The 16,000-nt window shown below is 68.3% G+C and carries 14 protein-coding genes; 3 read left to right on the top strand and 11 right to left on the bottom strand.

Annotation, left to right across the window (positions count from 1 at the left end):
- Nucleotides 1-16: 16 nt before the first annotated feature.
- Nucleotides 17-1,327: a hypothetical protein gene (locus tag K9D12_RS09870; protein ID WP_223060126.1), complete on the bottom strand. Its 1,311-nt coding sequence runs from the start codon at nucleotides 1,325-1,327 to the stop codon at nucleotides 17-19.
- The gene (locus K9D12_RS09865; protein ID WP_052947039.1) at nucleotides 1,324-2,055 is read right to left on the bottom strand and encodes a hypothetical protein; all 732 of its coding nucleotides are present in this window, start codon (nucleotides 2,053-2,055) and stop codon (nucleotides 1,324-1,326) included. Before K9D12_RS09865 ends, K9D12_RS09870 begins: the two co-directional genes overlap by 4 nt.
- 126 nt (nucleotides 2,056-2,181) lie before the next feature.
- Between K9D12_RS09865 and K9D12_RS09860 the strand changes: the two genes are divergently transcribed.
- Nucleotides 2,182-2,394, top strand: a complete 213-nt coding sequence (locus tag K9D12_RS09860) for a helix-turn-helix domain-containing protein (RefSeq protein ID WP_047311915.1) — start codon at nucleotides 2,182-2,184, stop codon at nucleotides 2,392-2,394.
- Nucleotides 2,395-2,401: 7 nt separating this feature from the next.
- On the opposite strand, the gene K9D12_RS09855 is transcribed toward K9D12_RS09860, so the two are convergent.
- Nucleotides 2,402-2,977, bottom strand: coding sequence for a hypothetical protein (locus tag K9D12_RS09855; RefSeq protein ID WP_223060125.1), 576 nt, complete (start codon nucleotides 2,975-2,977; stop codon nucleotides 2,402-2,404).
- Nucleotides 2,978-3,193: 216 nt separating this feature from the next.
- Between K9D12_RS09855 and K9D12_RS09850 the strand changes: the two genes are divergently transcribed.
- Nucleotides 3,194-4,003 carry a LysM peptidoglycan-binding domain-containing protein gene (locus K9D12_RS09850; RefSeq protein WP_223060124.1) on the top strand — a complete coding sequence of 270 codons (810 nt, stop codon included), beginning with the start codon at nucleotides 3,194-3,196 and terminating at the stop codon, nucleotides 4,001-4,003.
- Nucleotides 4,000-4,536 carry an Rv3235 family protein gene (locus tag K9D12_RS09845; protein ID WP_052947037.1) on the top strand — a complete coding sequence of 179 codons (537 nt, stop codon included), beginning with the start codon at nucleotides 4,000-4,002 and terminating at the stop codon, nucleotides 4,534-4,536. Before K9D12_RS09850 ends, K9D12_RS09845 begins: the two co-directional genes overlap by 4 nt.
- A gap of 17 nt (nucleotides 4,537-4,553) precedes the next feature.
- Here K9D12_RS09845 and secA read toward each other — a convergent pair whose 3' ends face one another.
- From secA to ahcY, 8 genes are all read right to left on the bottom strand, one after another.
- Nucleotides 4,554-7,304 carry a preprotein translocase subunit SecA gene (secA, locus tag K9D12_RS09840; protein WP_129664481.1) on the bottom strand — a complete coding sequence of 917 codons (2,751 nt, stop codon included), beginning with the start codon at nucleotides 7,302-7,304 and terminating at the stop codon, nucleotides 4,554-4,556.
- Between the two features lie 94 nt (nucleotides 7,305-7,398).
- The gene (locus tag K9D12_RS09835) at nucleotides 7,399-7,965 is read right to left on the bottom strand and encodes a response regulator transcription factor (RefSeq protein ID WP_223060123.1); all 567 of its coding nucleotides are present in this window, start codon (nucleotides 7,963-7,965) and stop codon (nucleotides 7,399-7,401) included.
- Between the two features lie 94 nt (nucleotides 7,966-8,059).
- The gene (hpf, locus tag K9D12_RS09830) at nucleotides 8,060-8,704 is read right to left on the bottom strand and encodes a ribosome hibernation-promoting factor, HPF/YfiA family (RefSeq protein WP_223060122.1); all 645 of its coding nucleotides are present in this window, start codon (nucleotides 8,702-8,704) and stop codon (nucleotides 8,060-8,062) included.
- A gap of 203 nt (nucleotides 8,705-8,907) precedes the next feature.
- Nucleotides 8,908-9,669 (bottom strand): ComF family protein, encoded by a 762-nt coding sequence (locus K9D12_RS09825; protein ID WP_187034418.1) that lies wholly within the window; start codon nucleotides 9,667-9,669, stop codon nucleotides 8,908-8,910.
- A gap of 96 nt (nucleotides 9,670-9,765) precedes the next feature.
- Entirely contained in the window at nucleotides 9,766-11,565 is a 1,800-nt protein-coding gene (locus K9D12_RS09820; protein WP_223060121.1) for an LpqB family beta-propeller domain-containing protein, read from the bottom strand.
- Entirely contained in the window at nucleotides 11,562-13,340 is a 1,779-nt protein-coding gene (gene mtrB / locus K9D12_RS09815) for an MtrAB system histidine kinase MtrB (protein ID WP_047311910.1), read from the bottom strand. Before mtrB ends, K9D12_RS09820 begins: the two co-directional genes overlap by 4 nt.
- Entirely contained in the window at nucleotides 13,321-14,004 is a 684-nt protein-coding gene (mtrA, locus tag K9D12_RS09810; protein WP_129664491.1) for an MtrAB system response regulator MtrA, read from the bottom strand. Before mtrA ends, mtrB begins: the two co-directional genes overlap by 20 nt.
- Nucleotides 14,005-14,531: 527 nt before the next feature.
- Nucleotides 14,532-15,995 (bottom strand): adenosylhomocysteinase, encoded by a 1,464-nt coding sequence (gene ahcY / locus K9D12_RS09805; RefSeq protein WP_223060120.1) that lies wholly within the window; start codon nucleotides 15,993-15,995, stop codon nucleotides 14,532-14,534.
- Between the last annotated feature and the right edge of the window lie 5 nt (nucleotides 15,996-16,000).

Below are 16,000 nucleotides of genomic sequence, written 5' to 3'. Positions count from 1 at the left end.
GCGTACGTGCCACACCCTAGCGAGGGGCCCGCAACCGGCGCAGACCGCGGCGGGTCGCAGGTGGCCCGGCGGTGGCCCCGAGGCTCGCCGCGACCCGTGCAACCGCCGCCACGTACGCGCTGTCAGGTCGTGTGGTCGACAACAGCTTCCCGAGCAGAAGGGCGCTGTCCAATTCGTCACGCGCATCGGGCAGCACCGCCACCGGATCGACGTCGGCGAACCGAGCAAGCGCCTTCGTCACCACCTTCTCGGGTGCGCCGCCGACAGCCTGCTCGCGAGCCTTCGAGATGACGACGCGCGTGCCCGGATGCGAGCTCCCCACCTGTTCCCACTCGACGACGAAACGCTGCAACCCGATCGGGTCGCAGGCCGCGAGGGCCAGCAGCACGTCACTGCGCTCCACCGCTTCGATGCCGGCCGCGGCGCGCACCGGAGCCACGGTGTCGTACAGCAGTGACTCGTCGACGCTGAGGTCGCTCGCGATGTCGAGGACGATCCAGCGGTACCCCGTGACGGCCTGGTCGAGAACCGCGCCGAGATGAAACCGACTGAGCTCGTGCCAGCGTGACGCGCGGCCGATGCCCGTCAGGACGTCGAAGCCCTCGTCGAGGGTGACCGTGAGCGTACGCAGCTGCGACAGGTTCAGCGTCCCTGCATCCACGAGCCTCGCTGCGGCGAGCAGACCGGGCGCTTCGTCGAGGAGACCGAGGACCGGAGCACAGGCCGGAGCCACGGTGTCCGCGTCGATGAGCAGGGTGGGGCCGTCCTGCGAGAGCGCGTGTGCGAGGTGTGTTGCGCACGTCGTGCGACCGGGAGACCCGGCCGGTCCCCACACGGTCACGACGGTCGCGCGGTGCCCGGCATTGGGCGAGGTCGAGGCGGGTCCGACAGTGGCTCGCTGCGAGAAGGTGGACGGGGTGTCCGCCTCCTCACCCACCTCTTCGGTGGTGACCGAGAGCCCCGCGCCGCCCACCGTCACGGGCGAACGCTCCAGTGACCGGACGAGCTGCTCCAGCTCGCCCGAACCGACCAGATGAACGTGACTCAGAGCCCAGGCCTCACACTGGCGGGCGTCGGTCGGGGACGTGGGAGCGACGACGCCGAGGACGGAGGTTCCGCGCAGTGCGAGTTCGGCGACGACGCTGCCGTTCATTCCCGGGAAATCAGGGCTGATCGCGGCGACGGTGACGCTCCCGGCCTCAGCCACGGTGAGGAGTTCCTCCACGTCGGCACAACGACGCACGAGTTCCGCGTCCTCGACATCCTCGAGTTCAGCGGCGAACCGCGCTTCGAGCCGGGCGGAGATGGCTGTGGCGACGCTCGTCATGAGCGTCGACTCCCGGCCAGAGGCACGAGGGTGATCCGCGAGCCCGAGTTCACCGCGTCGATGATCTCGGCGAGCGATGCTCGCGGCACGACGAGCTCGACAGGCTGACCGTCGGCAACGGCGACCACCCCGCCCGAGCCGGAGCCGATGCGCGAGACGAGAGCTCGGTCGATGACCTGTCTCGGCCGTTCGAAGCTGTTCGATGTCGTCTCGCTCGACTTGTCGGCAACCCAGACCTCGACGTCCGTGCCCGCGCGCACGACGTCGGCCTGCCCGCGGTCCAACGTCACGGAGACGGCGCGCACGTCGACACTGCTCGCGTCGGCCACCGCCGATCGCGGAACGAGCTCGCCCCGCGCGACGGGCCTCTGAACGACGCCCGAGGGCGCCGGGCCGCTGAGGTACACCGACTGGACCTCGTCGAGACGCACGGCAGTGCGCACGACATCGCTCGCCTGAAGGCGCTGCCCCGGCACGAGATTGGTACGCGCCGTCCAGACCTGGACCGAGTCGTCGAGCCCGGAGATGACACGGAGGGTGCCGATGACACCGACAGCGAGCAGGAGGATCCCGACGATCCAGCGAGCGTCCTTGATGCTCGCAGGAACGAACCGCGCACCGGATCCGCCGGCCCGTCGTGACGAATCGTTGCTCGTGCCCGACGCGTCCTCACCGTTCGAACCACGCGCCGTCGTTCTCACGACCTTCTTGCCCCACGGTGTCTGCACCGTCGCTCTCCCTTCACCGGTTGTCCACAGCCACTGACATCGTCAGCGATGAGGGTCTCGGCGCAGGCCTAGAATGATGGTCAGATTTTGGTAAGAATTCCGCAGGCTCGACTCCGAGGAGGCCCCGTGGCTCAGCGCTTCGTTCAGATCGCCGATGTCGCCGAGACGCTCAACGTCTCGGCCCGCCAGGTGTACGGCCTCGTGAAGTCCGGCGAGCTGCCCGCCATCAAGATCAACAACCAATGGCGCGTCGAAGCCGACGAGGTCGAGCGCTACATCGAGCGGCAGTACGAGGCAACACGCAACGCGGTGGCCTCGGGCCACATCGACGACCTGTGACGCTCGTTCAGCGGTAGTCCTCGCCCCGACGGGCTCCCACCTCGATGCACGCCACAGCCTGTGTCGTCAGGACGACCGGTGTTCCTGCGGAGCGTCTCACCACGGCGTGATCGACGCCGACCGCATCGACGAGACCTGTGAACTCGTTGCCACTCGTCGTCCGCCACACGACGGTGGCTCGTGAGCGGGCGAGCGCCCGGAGCAGCGAGCCCCAGGTTCGTCCCACACTCGGCGCATCGTCCTTGTGGTGCGAGGCACGCAGACCGGTAGCGCTCTCGAGCGCGGCGGTGGCCACCACGACGGAGCCCGGGCGCGCGAGGTCGTCGACTCCGAGCACCACGTCCTTCCTGGTACTGCGATCCAGCGCGATCCACCCCCTGGCCACCTCGACGAGTCGCCCCCGCACCGGATGCGCCGCAGCAACGACCTCGACGTCGGAACCGAGCGAGCCGCGCAGCCGGTCCTCCAGTGTGACGGCGGCCCGTTCGGCGCGGACGCCCTCGGCGATCTCGACACGTCTCTGTGCTGCGCGTCGGGCAGCCTCCGCTGCCTCGAGATCGGCGAGCAACCTGTCCATGCGCATGGCTGAACGCTAGCCCGGACTCGCGGGCGAGCGGGGATTCTCCGGTGCCGCATCGAGGGCTGACCGCGCACGTCGCTCAAGCATCGCTAAACATTGATCATCATTAATCGACATCATTTGTCACTGTTCGACATAGAGTGACCTTCATCAACAGCGAAGGAGATCGGTCGGAACACCTCGAACGACTCCGGCGCGATTCACGAGAGAGGCGACATGATGACCACTCACACCACTGCCGGCGAGCGACGGCTCGCGGCGACGTTCGCATGCGGCGCCTCCGCAGTGTGCTTCGGCGGCGCCGTGTGGGCGGCCGTACACCTGCTCGGAACTCGGGCACAACAGACGACGGACGAGGCCGTGGCTTCGGTGTTCGTCGCGCTGGCCGGCGCCTGTCTCGTCCGACTGGCCTGGGTGTGTGGCGCAGCCGCCCTGGACATCCTCGCGACTCCGGGTTCACGCCCCGAACCGGGTGCACACGGCTCGACGGAGCGAGCTCACCGCAACCCGGCGAGGGCACGAGCCGCTTCGCTCTTCCTCGCCCTGGCTGCATTCGTCGGGTCCGGTGCAGCGGCGGCGAGCGCCACACCCGTCGCGGGCGTCTCGGTCACAGCGGCGACGCAGGCTCCCTCCCCCGACTTCGCGCCACAGGTGCCCGACGGGTCGCCCTCGACCACACCTGACTTTGCGATACCACCCACGTCGGATTCCCACACGGTGCCGCAGGAGTGTCGGTCTGCGCCCGAGCCTGGCTGGGTGCCCTCGTCACGAGCCGCGGACGCTCACAGCTGTCGCCTCGTCGTACCTTCAGGACGCGCCGCCGAGACCGGTACGCACGTGGTCCTTCGAGGACAGAACCTGTGGTCCATCGCGGCGGCGCACCTCCCGGAAGGAGCCCCGGCCGAACTCGTGGCCGACGCCGTGGGCACCTGGATCCAGGCCAATCCGGACCTCCGGGCGAACCCGGACGTCATCCAGGTCGGCGACGTGCTTCGCGTGCCCGGCGCGACCGTGGGAGCGCTCCGATGACCACCACGTTGCAACGGGTCGGCGAGCGACGTCCCAACCAGATGCCACCGGTGCTCAGCTCGGAGGAGGTGAGCGCAGTGCTGCGCGGTGAACTCGCCGCACCCACAGCCGGCGAGCTCCGGGCACGCCTGGCCACGGACTACGCGCGACGTTGCGGCGTGGACGAGGACGTCGACCCCATGTTCGGACCACAGCACACGCCGTCGGCCGCGCTCCCCGATGCACGCGTGTGGGTCCAACGATTCGCCCTGGCACTCGTCGAATGCCTCGACGGACGAAGGCCGCCCACGCAACTGTCGCGGCACGTCGACGCCGACGTGCTCGGCCGTCTGACGCGCCGCTACCGCACCGCCCTACGGCGCGGCCCGCGTGCCGGCCTGACGCGGGTGCGCCGAGTACGGGTCTGCGAACCGTGCGACGGGGTGGCCGAGGCAGCGGTCGTCGCACGCATCGGCGGTCGTCCGACGCCCATCGCTCTACGCCTCAACGGCACCGACGGCCGATGGGTCGTCACGGTGCTCGAAATGCTCTGAGGTGGCCGCGATCGCGATCAGCGCTTGCGCTTCTTCGAGCCCTTGGTGTTCTTGCCGCCCTTGGAGCCCTTCTGCTTACGGGAGCGATCGGCGGCGCGACGCTGCTCACGCGACTTCTCCTCGTCCTCGTCCATGACGTGGCCGTCGGCCGCAACGCGGTGCTCCTCGGCGAGCCCCTCCTCGTTCGGGGCGGTGAAGTGCATCACCTGCTGCTTCGGCGCCGGCGTGGAAGCCTCGATCTCGTCGGGATCCACCTGCACGTTGAAGAACAGCTGAACCGACTCCTCCTTGACCGCCTCGGTCATGGCGTCGAACATCTGGTAGCCCTCACGCTGGTACTCGACGAGAGGGTCGCGCTGCGCCATCTGACGCAGGTGGATACCTTCCTTGAGGTAGTCCATCTCGTAGAGGTGCTCACGCCACTGTCGGTCGAGAACCGTGAGGACGACGCGACGTTCCACCTCACGCGCCACCGTCGTGCCGAGGTAGGCGGTGCGGTCGTCGAAGGCGTGCTGCGCGTCGGAGCGAAGTTCCTCACCGAGGATCTCCGGGGTGATACCCGCGCGCCCACCGAATTCCGACTCGAGCTCGTCGAGGGAGATCGAGACCGGGTACAACTCCTGGAGCGCTCCCCAGAGCTTCTCGAGATCCCAGTCCTCGGAGAAACCGGAGGCCGTGGCGACGTCGATGTAGGCGTCGATCGTGTCGTTGATGAAGTGACGCATCTGGCCTTCGATGTCGCCCTCGACGACGCGCTTGCGCTCGGCATAGATCGTCTCGCGCTGGCGGTTGAGGACGTCGTCGTACTTGAGAACGTTCTTGCGGATCTCGAAGTTCTGGCTCTCGACCTGGCCCTGAGCGGACTGGATCGAACGCGAGACGATCTTGTTCTCGATCGGCTGGTCGTCGTCCATGCCCGACGTCGACATGAAGCGGTCGACGAGGCCGGCGTTGAACAGACGCATGAGGTCGTCCTGCAACGACAGGTAGAAGCGCGACTCCCCCGGGTCACCCTGACGACCGGATCGTCCCCGCAGCTGGTTGTCGATACGTCGCGATTCGTGACGCTCGGTGCCCAGCACGTAGAGGCCGCCGAGTTCCGTCACGGCGTCGTGCTCGGCCTTGACGGCCTTCTCGGCCTTCTCAAGTGCCTCGTCCCAGCTCGCCTCGTACTCCTCCGGAGTCTCCTCCGGGTCGAGTCCGCGCTGCTTGAGCGCCGCCACGGCCATGAACTCGGGGTTACCACCGAGCATGATGTCGGTGCCTCGACCGGCCATGTTCGTGGCGACGGTGACGCCGCCCTTGCGGCCCGCCTGCGCGACGATGGCGGCCTCACGCTCGTGGTGCTTGGCGTTGAGAACCTCGTGCGCCACGCCCTTGCGACGCAGGAGCTCCGACAGCTTCTCGGACTTCTCGACGCTCGTCGTACCGACGAGAACGGGCTGGCCCTTGCGGTGACGCTCGCTGATGTCGTCGACGACGGCGCGGAACTTCGCGTCCTCGGTGCGGTAGATGCGGTCGGCCTGGTCGACACGCTGGGGCGGGTTGTTCGTCGGGATCGTGATGACGCCCAACTTGTAGATCTGGTACAGCTCCGCGGCCTCGGTCTGCGCTGTACCCGTCATGCCCGAGAGCTTGTCGTACATGCGGAAGTAGTTCTGCAGGGTCACCGTCGCGAGAGTCTGGTTCTCGTTCTGGATCTCCACGCCCTCCTTGGCCTCGATGGCCTGGTGGACGCCCTCGTTGTAGCGACGGCCCGCGAGCATACGCCCGGTGTGCTCGTCGACGATCATGATCTCGCCGTTCATCGCGACGTAGTCCTTGTCGCGCTTGAACAGCTCCTTCGCCTTGATGGCGTTGTTGAGGTAGCCGATGAGCGGCGTGTTCTCCGCCTCGTAGAGGTTCTCGATGCCGAGCAGGTCCTCGACCTTCTCGATGCCGGACTCGAGCAGACCGACCGTCTTCTTCTTCTCGTCGACCTCGTAGTCGCCGGCCTTGACGATCTTGCCTTCCTTCGACTTCTCGGCGCGCGTCAGGTGCTCGACGATGCCGGCGAACTCGACGTACCACTTCGTGGCCGCGTCGGCCGGGCCGGAGATGATGAGCGGCGTGCGAGCCTCGTCGATGAGGATCGAGTCGACCTCGTCGACGATGGCGAAGTTGTGTCCGCGCTGCACGAGCTCCTCGGGCGACCACGCCATGTTGTCACGCAGGTAGTCGAAGCCGAACTCGTTGTTCGTGCCGTAGGTGATGTCCTTGGCGTACTGCTCGCGTCGCTGTGCCGGCGTCATCGAGGAAAGGATGCAGCCGGTCTCGAGGCCGAGGGCGCGGTGCACGCGGCCCATGAGCTCCGACTGGTACTCGGCGAGGTAGTCGTTGACCGTGACGACGTGGACGCCCTTGCCCTCGAGCGCGTTGAGGTAGCTCGGCAGCGTCGCGACGAGGGTCTTGCCCTCACCGGTGCGCATCTCGGCCACGTTGCCCATGTGGAGGGCTGCGCCACCCATGAGCTGGACGTCGAAGTGACGCTTGCCGATGGTGCGACGGCTCGCCTCACGGACGGCTGCGAAGGCCTCCGGCATGATGTCGTCGAGCGTGGCACCGTCCTTGAGACGGGCGCGGAAGCGGTCGGTCTCTTCGCGCAGTTCGGCGTCGGTGAGCTTCTCGAAGTCCTCCTCGACGACGTTCACCTGAGCGGCGATCGCTTCGAGCTTCTTCAGCGTTCGGCCTTCGCCGGCACGCAGAACACGTTCGACAACCTTGGGCACTCGACAACTCCGTAGATCGATGGTCGGTGAGGGCAGCGGCCCGCGGCCTCACACTGACGTAGTACGCCCGAGACGGACGCACAGTTCCCTAAGCCTAGTCGCTCGGGCGGCGCCCCTCGCGCCCCTCCCGCGGCGAGGCGTCCGACAACGCCTCGCGGGTCAGGTCGACCGCTTCCCGACGCGTCGTGACGTCGAGCTTGCGGTAGATGCGCGCGAGGTGATTGCGCACGGTGTGCTCCGAGATGAACAGGCGCGCCGCGATGGCGCGGTTGGCCTGTCCACCGGCGAGCAGGCGGAGGACTTCGACTTCACGCGCGGTCAGGACGTCGAGCACGCTGTCCGGCCGCAGAGCCCGTCGCGCCAGACGCAGCAACGACTGGGTGAGGTCAGGGTGGGCATAACTGCCCGCGACCGCGAGCGCCCCGGCGGCCTCGGTCAGTTCGTCGTGCGAGGGCACGTAGGGGAAGAAGGCTGCAACACCGGCGCCGACCAGTCGTTCCAGGACTGCTTCGTCGGCCGGCTCGACGACCGCCGCGACGTCCTCCGTACGGGCGAGTGCGACAAGGCGTCGAAGGGAAGCGATGGACGAGGGCTCGTGCACCGCGATCTGCCGGTCTTCGACCACGATGGTCGCGACGACATCACCTGACATGCGCTCCATTGTCACCGATCCTCACGGGAGCGACCCTGGGGGCGAACGGCCGCGGGACCGCCCGCACGGTGTGCGAACGGCCCCGCGGTCGAGTCCGCCGGTCTCAGGCGGTGGCCTCGTCGTCCTGCGCGACCTCCTCGGTCACGTCGAGGTGGATGACGCCGTAGGACCAACCGCGACGGCGGTAGACGAGGCTGGGACGCCCCGTCTCCTTGTCCTGGTAGAGGTAGAAGTCGTGGCCGACGAGTTCCATTTCGCGCAGAGCTTCGTCGACGTTCATGGGCGTACTCTGGTGAACCTTCTCACGCAGCTGGACCGGGCAGTCCGGGTCCTGTCCGAGCGCAGCGGGTGCTTCGTCCGCGTTGTCGCTGAGGTCGGGCATGACCTCGAGCAGCCCGAGGTCGGCCGTTGCCTCGGCGACGGAGGTGGGGCGCGCGTGGCCGCGGTGCACACGCCTGCGGTCGTGCTGGCGACGCAGACGCTCACCCAGCTTGGCCATGACGAGATCGAGTGCCGCGTACTCCTCGTCGGCCGCTGCCTCAGCTCGGATGACCGAGCGCTTGGCGCGGCAGGTCACCTCGATGCGGTACGCCTCTTTCGCACGTCGCGGGTTCGGTTCGTGCGTGACGACGACGTCACAGCGCACGACGCGCGGGTCGAGCTGCGGAACCTTTGCCAGCTTTTCCTCCGCGTGGCGGTGGAAGCGGGCGGGAACCTCGACGTGGCGACCGGTAACGGTGATCTCCATGGGAATGACCTCCTCAGGCCAAGAACTGATGCTGCGTGAGTCGGCGGGGCCGGGCACATTCACGGCGCCGCCCAGGGAACTGAGTGCATCACCTCCTGCCAGGAGTGGATCGTGACTCCACGCTAGACCTGTGAGGGGACCCACACCAGGGTTTCGTGACGATCCGATGAACAGCGCGTGACGTGCCCAGGACCACGGACGTCTCACGCGTCGCCCCGGACACCCGCGTCGGGCGTCGCGGCGACCGCTGCGAGGAGGACAGGGTCGTACCCACCGCGCACGAGGACACCGTGAGCCGAGGCGAGAGTGGCGCCACTGGTGACGACGTCATCGACGAGGACGACGCCGCACTCCTCCGGCGCATGGCCCTCGCGGGCGCTGGCCAATGCGAAGGCTCCGGCGACGTTGGCGCTGCGCTGGGCTCGGGTGAGGTGGGACTGGTCGACCGTGCGTCGCGAAGCGCGCAGCAGAGAAGCTTCGACGAGCGTCCGCTGCTCGGCACCTGCTCGATCGCTGTGCAGCGATGCACGCACCACCTCCCCGAGAGGGAAGCGGCCGCGTACGCGCGTCGCGGCGGGCGACGACGGGACGGGGGTGAGCAACCACCTCCTCGGGATCGGCCGCTCACCGTCGACGTACTCCGCGAGTGCCGCCGCGACAGCGGCGCGCAGCAGGACGCCGAGAACGGGCGCGAGGTCACTGCGGCCCTCGTCCTTGAACACGGTCACCCCACGACGCACCGCACCTTCGAACGGCGTGGCCGCATGGACGACGAGGTGTGGCGCGAGGCTGGGACGGACTCGCAGGAGTTCGAGCCGCGTTGCCCGAGCGCATGCCTCACACCACGGCGTGGACCAGCGTTCGCAGCCGGCACAGGTGACCGGCCACGCGAGATCGAGGAGCTCCGCGAGCGCTCGACGAAGCGGCGATCGGGAATCCTCGTGCACGAACGGGCTGGGGCGCATGCCTCACGGTCGCGCCTTGGGGACCCCAGGCGCAGCCGAGAACACCGACGTGTTGTGGAAAGGCCGGTCCGACGACGTGGTGGGACGTATCTCCCGTCACGGGTTGGGGACGATGACGTCCCCACGCGAGAGAAAGCTGCTCCACGACGAGCCCAGCCGTGTGAAAACTGTCTGGTTCGACGTCCGGACGAACAGCCCGTCGGAGCCACGCAGCGTGCTCGCGAGTCCGTCGCCGTGACGCACGACGGCGAGCGGCTCGACGACGTCGTCGATCGTCTGCAGCGCCGGTCGCTTCGTCCCGTCGATCGTGCCGAGGACCGCGAGGCTCGTCGCGTCTGCCCACACGATGCTCGTCGGGTTCTTCACGCCCCGGGCCGCGACGTGGGCCGGACCGAGGCGGACGGGGCGGCCCTTCGCGTTACGTTCCACCGCCGCCAGAACGGCGCGGCGCCCCTTCGGGTCCTTGACGATCATGGCGAGACGTTGGCCCTCGGGGGACATGCTCAGCGACTCGACCTCGCCTTCGCCGAGCCACGGCACCTGCAGCCGCACCGGGGCCGCGCCGGCCTCACTCGCGGACGTGTCGACGGCCCACACCGACGCGTCGCGCACCTTCGAGTCGGACCTTCCCGGCTCCGCGTTGGAGAACGCGTGTCCGGCGGTCCACAGCCAGCCGTTGGCATCGAACGCGGGGCGTACCAGATCGGTACCGAGCGAGTCGAGCGTGACGGCGCTGCCGTTGACCCATCGTCTGATCGAGGTGCGGTCCTTCGAGACCGCCGCGATCTGACGTCCTCCTTGGCCCGCTGCCAGGAACGTCCAGTTCGCCTCGACGGCGGGAAGCGACGGTCGTCCGCGCGCCGCTGCTTTCGTCGTGCCGGAGACGGCGTCGTTCGCGGACGCCTGCGTCCAGGCGAGGTAGGTGCCGCTGCGGGAGATGACGGTGTCGACGCCGCCGGTCGGGAGGCGATATCCCACGTCCGAGACCTCGTCGACCGCGCTGGGAAGGTTCTCGGCCTCCAAGCGGGTGGCGCCCACCGTGAGGTTCAGCGTGCCCGCCTCGGGTGCCTGAAGAAGGGTGGCGGTCATGGCGGCCCACAACGCCGTGCGCTGGGCGTTGTCAGCCCCGCTGGCCTGCTCGGACAGGTCGACCTGGGCGGTGCCCTCGCGAACGGGCACGGCGTCCACGGCGAGACGTGTGCCGTCGGGAGCGCTCTGTTCGACGGCCGGTTCGAGCCATGCGGGCGGCGCGGACAAGGACGCTCGGGCGAGCGCCGTCGCAAGGCCCTGACGTGGCAGGACGCGGGGGTCGGCGATGAGGACCCGTCCGTGGCGGGGCGGATAGTAGACGTTCGCCTTCGTGAAGAGACGGGTGACATCCGAGTCGCTCATCCACACGCCGAGGTTCGGCGGCAGGTCGGTGAGGCGCCATCCTGCGGAGGTCTCGCGGACGGAGAACTCGAGGGTCCGCTCGTACTGATCGGAGCGCTCGAGGTGTCCGTCCGGAGAGATCGTCGCAACGACGGGAATCCGCAGCCGAACCTTGCCCGTCTCCGGTCGGGTGGCGACGATGTCGCTCTCTCCACTGAAAACGGTCACGGCGGAACCCGGCTTCCACGCGGTGGAGGCTTCGGCCGTCAGGAAGGTGCGAGCCGCTGCGTGGTTGTCCTGCGACGACATCTGTGCCCGCACGAACCCCGTGGCGATGGAGCGCGGATCGTCGAAGGAGGACGCCGTGAGCGGCTCCACGGCGAGCGGCTCGTCGACGGCTCCGGCGTCGACGGCCTGACCGGCGCGCACCCCCGTCGTCGAGGGCAGGCCGATGCACCCGCTGAGAGTGATGACTGCGGCGAGGGTGAGCGCGGACAGACGCGCTGGACGGCTGAGGCGGCTCATTCGTCACTCCTCGGCCGGGCGACGGCTTCGCCCTCGAGGGTCGGGGGCAACGCGTTCGTGGCCTTCTTGGTGCCGATCGTGCTTGGGTAACCCGAGACGAGGCGCGCACCGCCGTCGGAGGTGCGCATCGTGCCGCTGGCGATCTGCTTGGGCGCGGTGACGCTGGAAGGCTGCAACGGCCCGGGGCTCGAGGCGATGGGGATGCCGGGGTGGCGCGGCAGGGTGAGGCGGAAACAGGAGCCCTCCCCCGGCGCACCCCAGGCTTCGAGGAAACCGTCGTGCAGGCGTGCGTCCTCGAGGGAGATGGAAAGGCCCAGGCCGGTGCCCCCGGTCGTGCGCGCGCGAGCCGGGTCGGCCCGCCAGAATCGGTCGAAGACCTTGTCCGCCTCGCCCTCCTTGAGACCGATGCCGTAGTCGCGGACGCTGACGGAGACCGCCGTCACGTTCGAGCGGACGATGACGACGACAGGCGCGTTCTGCCCGTGCTCGATGGCGTTCGACACGAGATTGCGCAGGATGCGCTCGACACGGCGGCGATCGATGGGCACCTCGACGTCGGTGGGCGCGTCGAGCACCAGTTTGACGCCCAGCTTCTGCGCCAGTTGCTCGTGCATGTCGATGACATCGGCGGCGAGGGCGGTGAACGACACGGGAGTGCGGCTGAGGACGGCGCCACCGGCGTCGAAGCGGCTGATCTCGAGCAGGTCGGCCAGCAGCGCTTCGAACCGGTCCAGTTCCTTCGACAGGAGCTCCGACGAGCGGGCCACATGCGCGGCGAAGTCACCGCGGGAGTCGTGGATCATGTCGGCGGCCATGCGGATCGTCGTCAGCGGTGTACGCAGTTCGTGCGACACGTCGGAGGTGAAGCGCTGTTGCAGGTGCGACAGGTCTTCGAGCTGGCCGATCTGACGCTGCAGGCTGGAGGCCATGGCGTTGAAGCTCGTCGCGAGACGGGCGATGTCGTCCTCGCCGCGCACGCGCATGCGCTCGTCGAGATTGCCGGCGGCGAGGCGTTCGGAGACGTGGGCCGCAGACCGAACGGGCGTGACGACGAGCCTCGTCGCGAGATAGGCACAGGCACCGATGAGGAGCACGAGGCCCAAGCCGCCGGCGGCGAACGAGTTGCGCACGATGCCGAGCGACTGGGCTTCCTTGTCCATCGGAAAGACGAGGTATAGGTCGTAGGCGCCCGCGTTCGGGATGTTGACGCGGGAGCCGACCATGACTGCGGGCACGTCACCGCCGTCGGCGTGGTGGAGGGTGATGATCTTCGTCTGCTGGTGCGCAGGGTCGCGGGCGAGCGCGCCTCGCACGTCGGCGGGGGGCGTGATCTCGCCTGCACCCGCGGTGCTGACGCGTGGGATTCCGGGGCGTGCGTTGTCGCCGGCCCGCATGAGGACGACGAGTCGCGAGGTGTCGTCGAGGGGGCTGGAGATGCGTCGCACGGAGTCGCGCGACAGGTTGTACAAGGTGGTGAGGTCGGTCTTATCCGTGGCGTCGAAGGCGTTCTGGACGTCGGCCGTCTCGCGCAGCGCGACCTGCTGGGCGGAGCTGGTCTTGCTCCGCACGAGACCGTCGGCAATGCCTTGGTACATGAGGGCACCGACGGCGAGCACCACCGTCAGCCCCATGAGCATCGTGAGGCTGATGACGCGGAAGTGCAGCGACCGCCGCCACGTGCGACCGAGGAACGCGGCGAAGCGTCGGGCGCCGGCGACGACGGCGGAGAGCGCGCGTCTGGCGGGTCCGCGGCGCTCAGGACTGCTGGGCGGCACCGGCCTTGTATCCGACTCCGCGGACGGTCAGGACGATCTCGGGGTTCTCGGGGTCCTTCTCGACCTTGGAGCGCAGGCGCTGAACGTGAACGTTGACGAGGCGCGTGTCGGCCGCGTGGCGGTAGCCCCAGACCTGCTCGAGGAGCACCTCGCGGCTGAAGACCTGCCAGGGCTTGCGGGCGAGGGCGAGAAGGAGGTCGAACTCGAGCGGCGTGAGGGAGATGGCTTCGCCGTCGCGGGTGACGGAGTGGGCGGCGAGGTCGATGACGAGGTCACCGATGGTGACGATCTCGGGCTCGTTGTCTCCACGGCGCAGGCGGGCGCGGACTCGGGCGACGAGTTCGGCGGGCTTGAAGGGCTTGCTGACGTAGTCGTCGGCGCCCGCTTCGAGGCCGCCCACGACGTCGAGGGTGTCGGTACGCGCGGTCAGCATGATGATGGGCACGACGGATTCGGCGCGGATCTTGCGGCAGACCTCGACTCCGTTCATGCCGGGCAGCATGACGTCGAGCAGGACGAGGTCGGGCTTGAAGTCGCGGAAGGACCCGAGCGCTGCGGAGCCGTCGGCGACGTGGGAGACGTCGTAGCCTTCGCCGCGCAGGACGATGCCGAGCATCTCGGCGAGTGCCGGGTCGTCGTCAACAATCAGCACACGGTTGGTCACTATCTGCCCCTTTCAAGATGCTCGGGCGGCGTGCCCGGGCGTCGCCCGGCTCATTGTCACACACAGGTAACGGTGGGCGGCTGCACGCGAGCCCGGCGCGCCCACCCTCCGGAGTCCAGTGGGGACGCTCGGCCGACCCGGGCCAGTCGGGACACAACGCGTCGAATCGCCAATTCGGCACCCAAGCGCTGTCCGTCAGGACAAAACCAGCCACGACGCCCCAACGGCACCTGAAGCGCCATCCGTCAGGACCGAAGGTGCCACAAGGAACCGTGGGCACCTCTAGACCACGAAAGGTGACAGCCACACGAAAGCCGCCCACCTCGAGAAGTGGACGGCCGCGTGTCGCACCGAGCGGGACGAGTGAGCTTGCGAACTCGTCCCGCCGGAAGACGCGCCATGATGCGTGTCGCACCGAGACAGGCCGGCTAGGGCCTGGCCGGAAGACGCGCCAAACAACACCTGACCCGAAGATCGTGCGGGCGCCGAGCGAGCTTGCTCGCCGGGCGCCCGCACGATCGAAGTGGTCAGTACCGGTAGTGCTCGGGCTTGTACGGGCCGGCCACGTCCACGCCGATGTATTCGGCCTGGTCCTTGCGCAGTTCGGTGAGTTCGACGCCGAGGGCGTCGAGGTGGGCGCGGGCGACCTTTTCGTCGAGGTGCTTGGGGAGCGTCTTGACGAGGGGCTTGCCGTTGGCGCGGTAGGCATCACCGTTGGTGAACAGTTCGATCTGGGCGATCGTCTGGTTGGCGAACGAGTTGGACATGACGAAGCTCGGGTGGCCGGTGGCGTTGCCGAGGTTCATGAGGCGGCCTTCGGACAGGACGATGATGGAGCGGGCTTCCTCGTCACCGTCGGCGGGGAACGTCCACTCGTGCACCTGGGGCTTGATCTCGACCTTGGCGATGCCGGGGATCTTGGCGAGGCCGGCCATGTCGATCTCGTTGTCGAAGTGGCCGATGTTGGAGACGATCGCCTTGTTCTTCATGCGCGACATGTGGTCGGCGGTGATGATGTCGAAGTTGCCGGTCGTCGTGACGAAGATGTCGCCGTATTCGCAGGCCTTGTCCATGGTGGTGACCTGGAAGCCTTCCATCGCGGCCTGGAGCGCGCAGATGGGGTCGATCTCGGTGACGACGACGCGGGCCCCCTGGCCGGCGAGCGCCGCGGCGACGCCCTTGCCCACGTCTCCGTAGCCGGCGACGACGGCGACCTTGCCGCCGACGAGGACGTCGGTGGCACGGTTGAGGCCGTCGAGCACGGAGTGGCGGGTGCCGTACTTGTTGTCGAACTTGCTCTTCGTCACGGAGTCGTTGACGTTGATGGCCGGGAAGAGCAGTTCGTCGGCGCGCGAGAGTTCGTAGAGGCGGTGGACGCCTGTGGTGGTCTCCTCGGTGACGCCCTGGATCTGCTCACCGATCTTCGTCCACTTCGTGGGGTCTTCGGCGAGGGTCTTGCGCACGAGGGCCTTGAAGACGCTGAACTCCTCGGAGTCGTCCTCGGTGGTGGGCGGCACCTGGCCGGCCTTCTCCCACTCCGTGCCCTTGTGCACGAGCATCGTGGCGTCGCCGCCGTCGTCGAGGATCATGTTCGGGCCCTCGTTGCCGGGCCACGTGAGGATCTCGTTCGTGCAGTCCCAGTACTCCTCGAGCGTCTCGCCCTTCCAGGCGAACACGGGCACACCCTGCGGGTCGTCGACGGTGCCGTTCGGGCCGACGACGACGGCCGCGGCAGCCTCGTCCTGGGTGGAGTAGATGTTGCACGACGCCCAGCGCACCTCGCCACCGAGGGCGGTGAGGGTTTCGATGAGGACGGCCGTCTGCACCGTCATGTGCAGCGACCCGGCGATCTTCGCACCGGCGAGCGGCTTGCTCTCACTGTACTCAGCACGCAATGACATGAGACCGGGCATCTCGTGCTCGGCCAGGCGCAGCTGGTGGCGGCCGGATTCGGCGAGTGAGATGTCGCGGATCTTGTAGTCGAACGGCATGGTGG

It is taken from the genome of Dermacoccus sp. Tok2021 (genome assembly GCF_019895135.1).
GTDB classification, from domain to species: domain Bacteria; phylum Actinomycetota; class Actinomycetes; order Actinomycetales; family Dermatophilaceae; genus Dermacoccus; species Dermacoccus abyssi.
The sequence above is the reverse complement of the archived record's forward strand: the minus strand, read 5'-3'. Positions and strand labels throughout refer to the sequence as shown.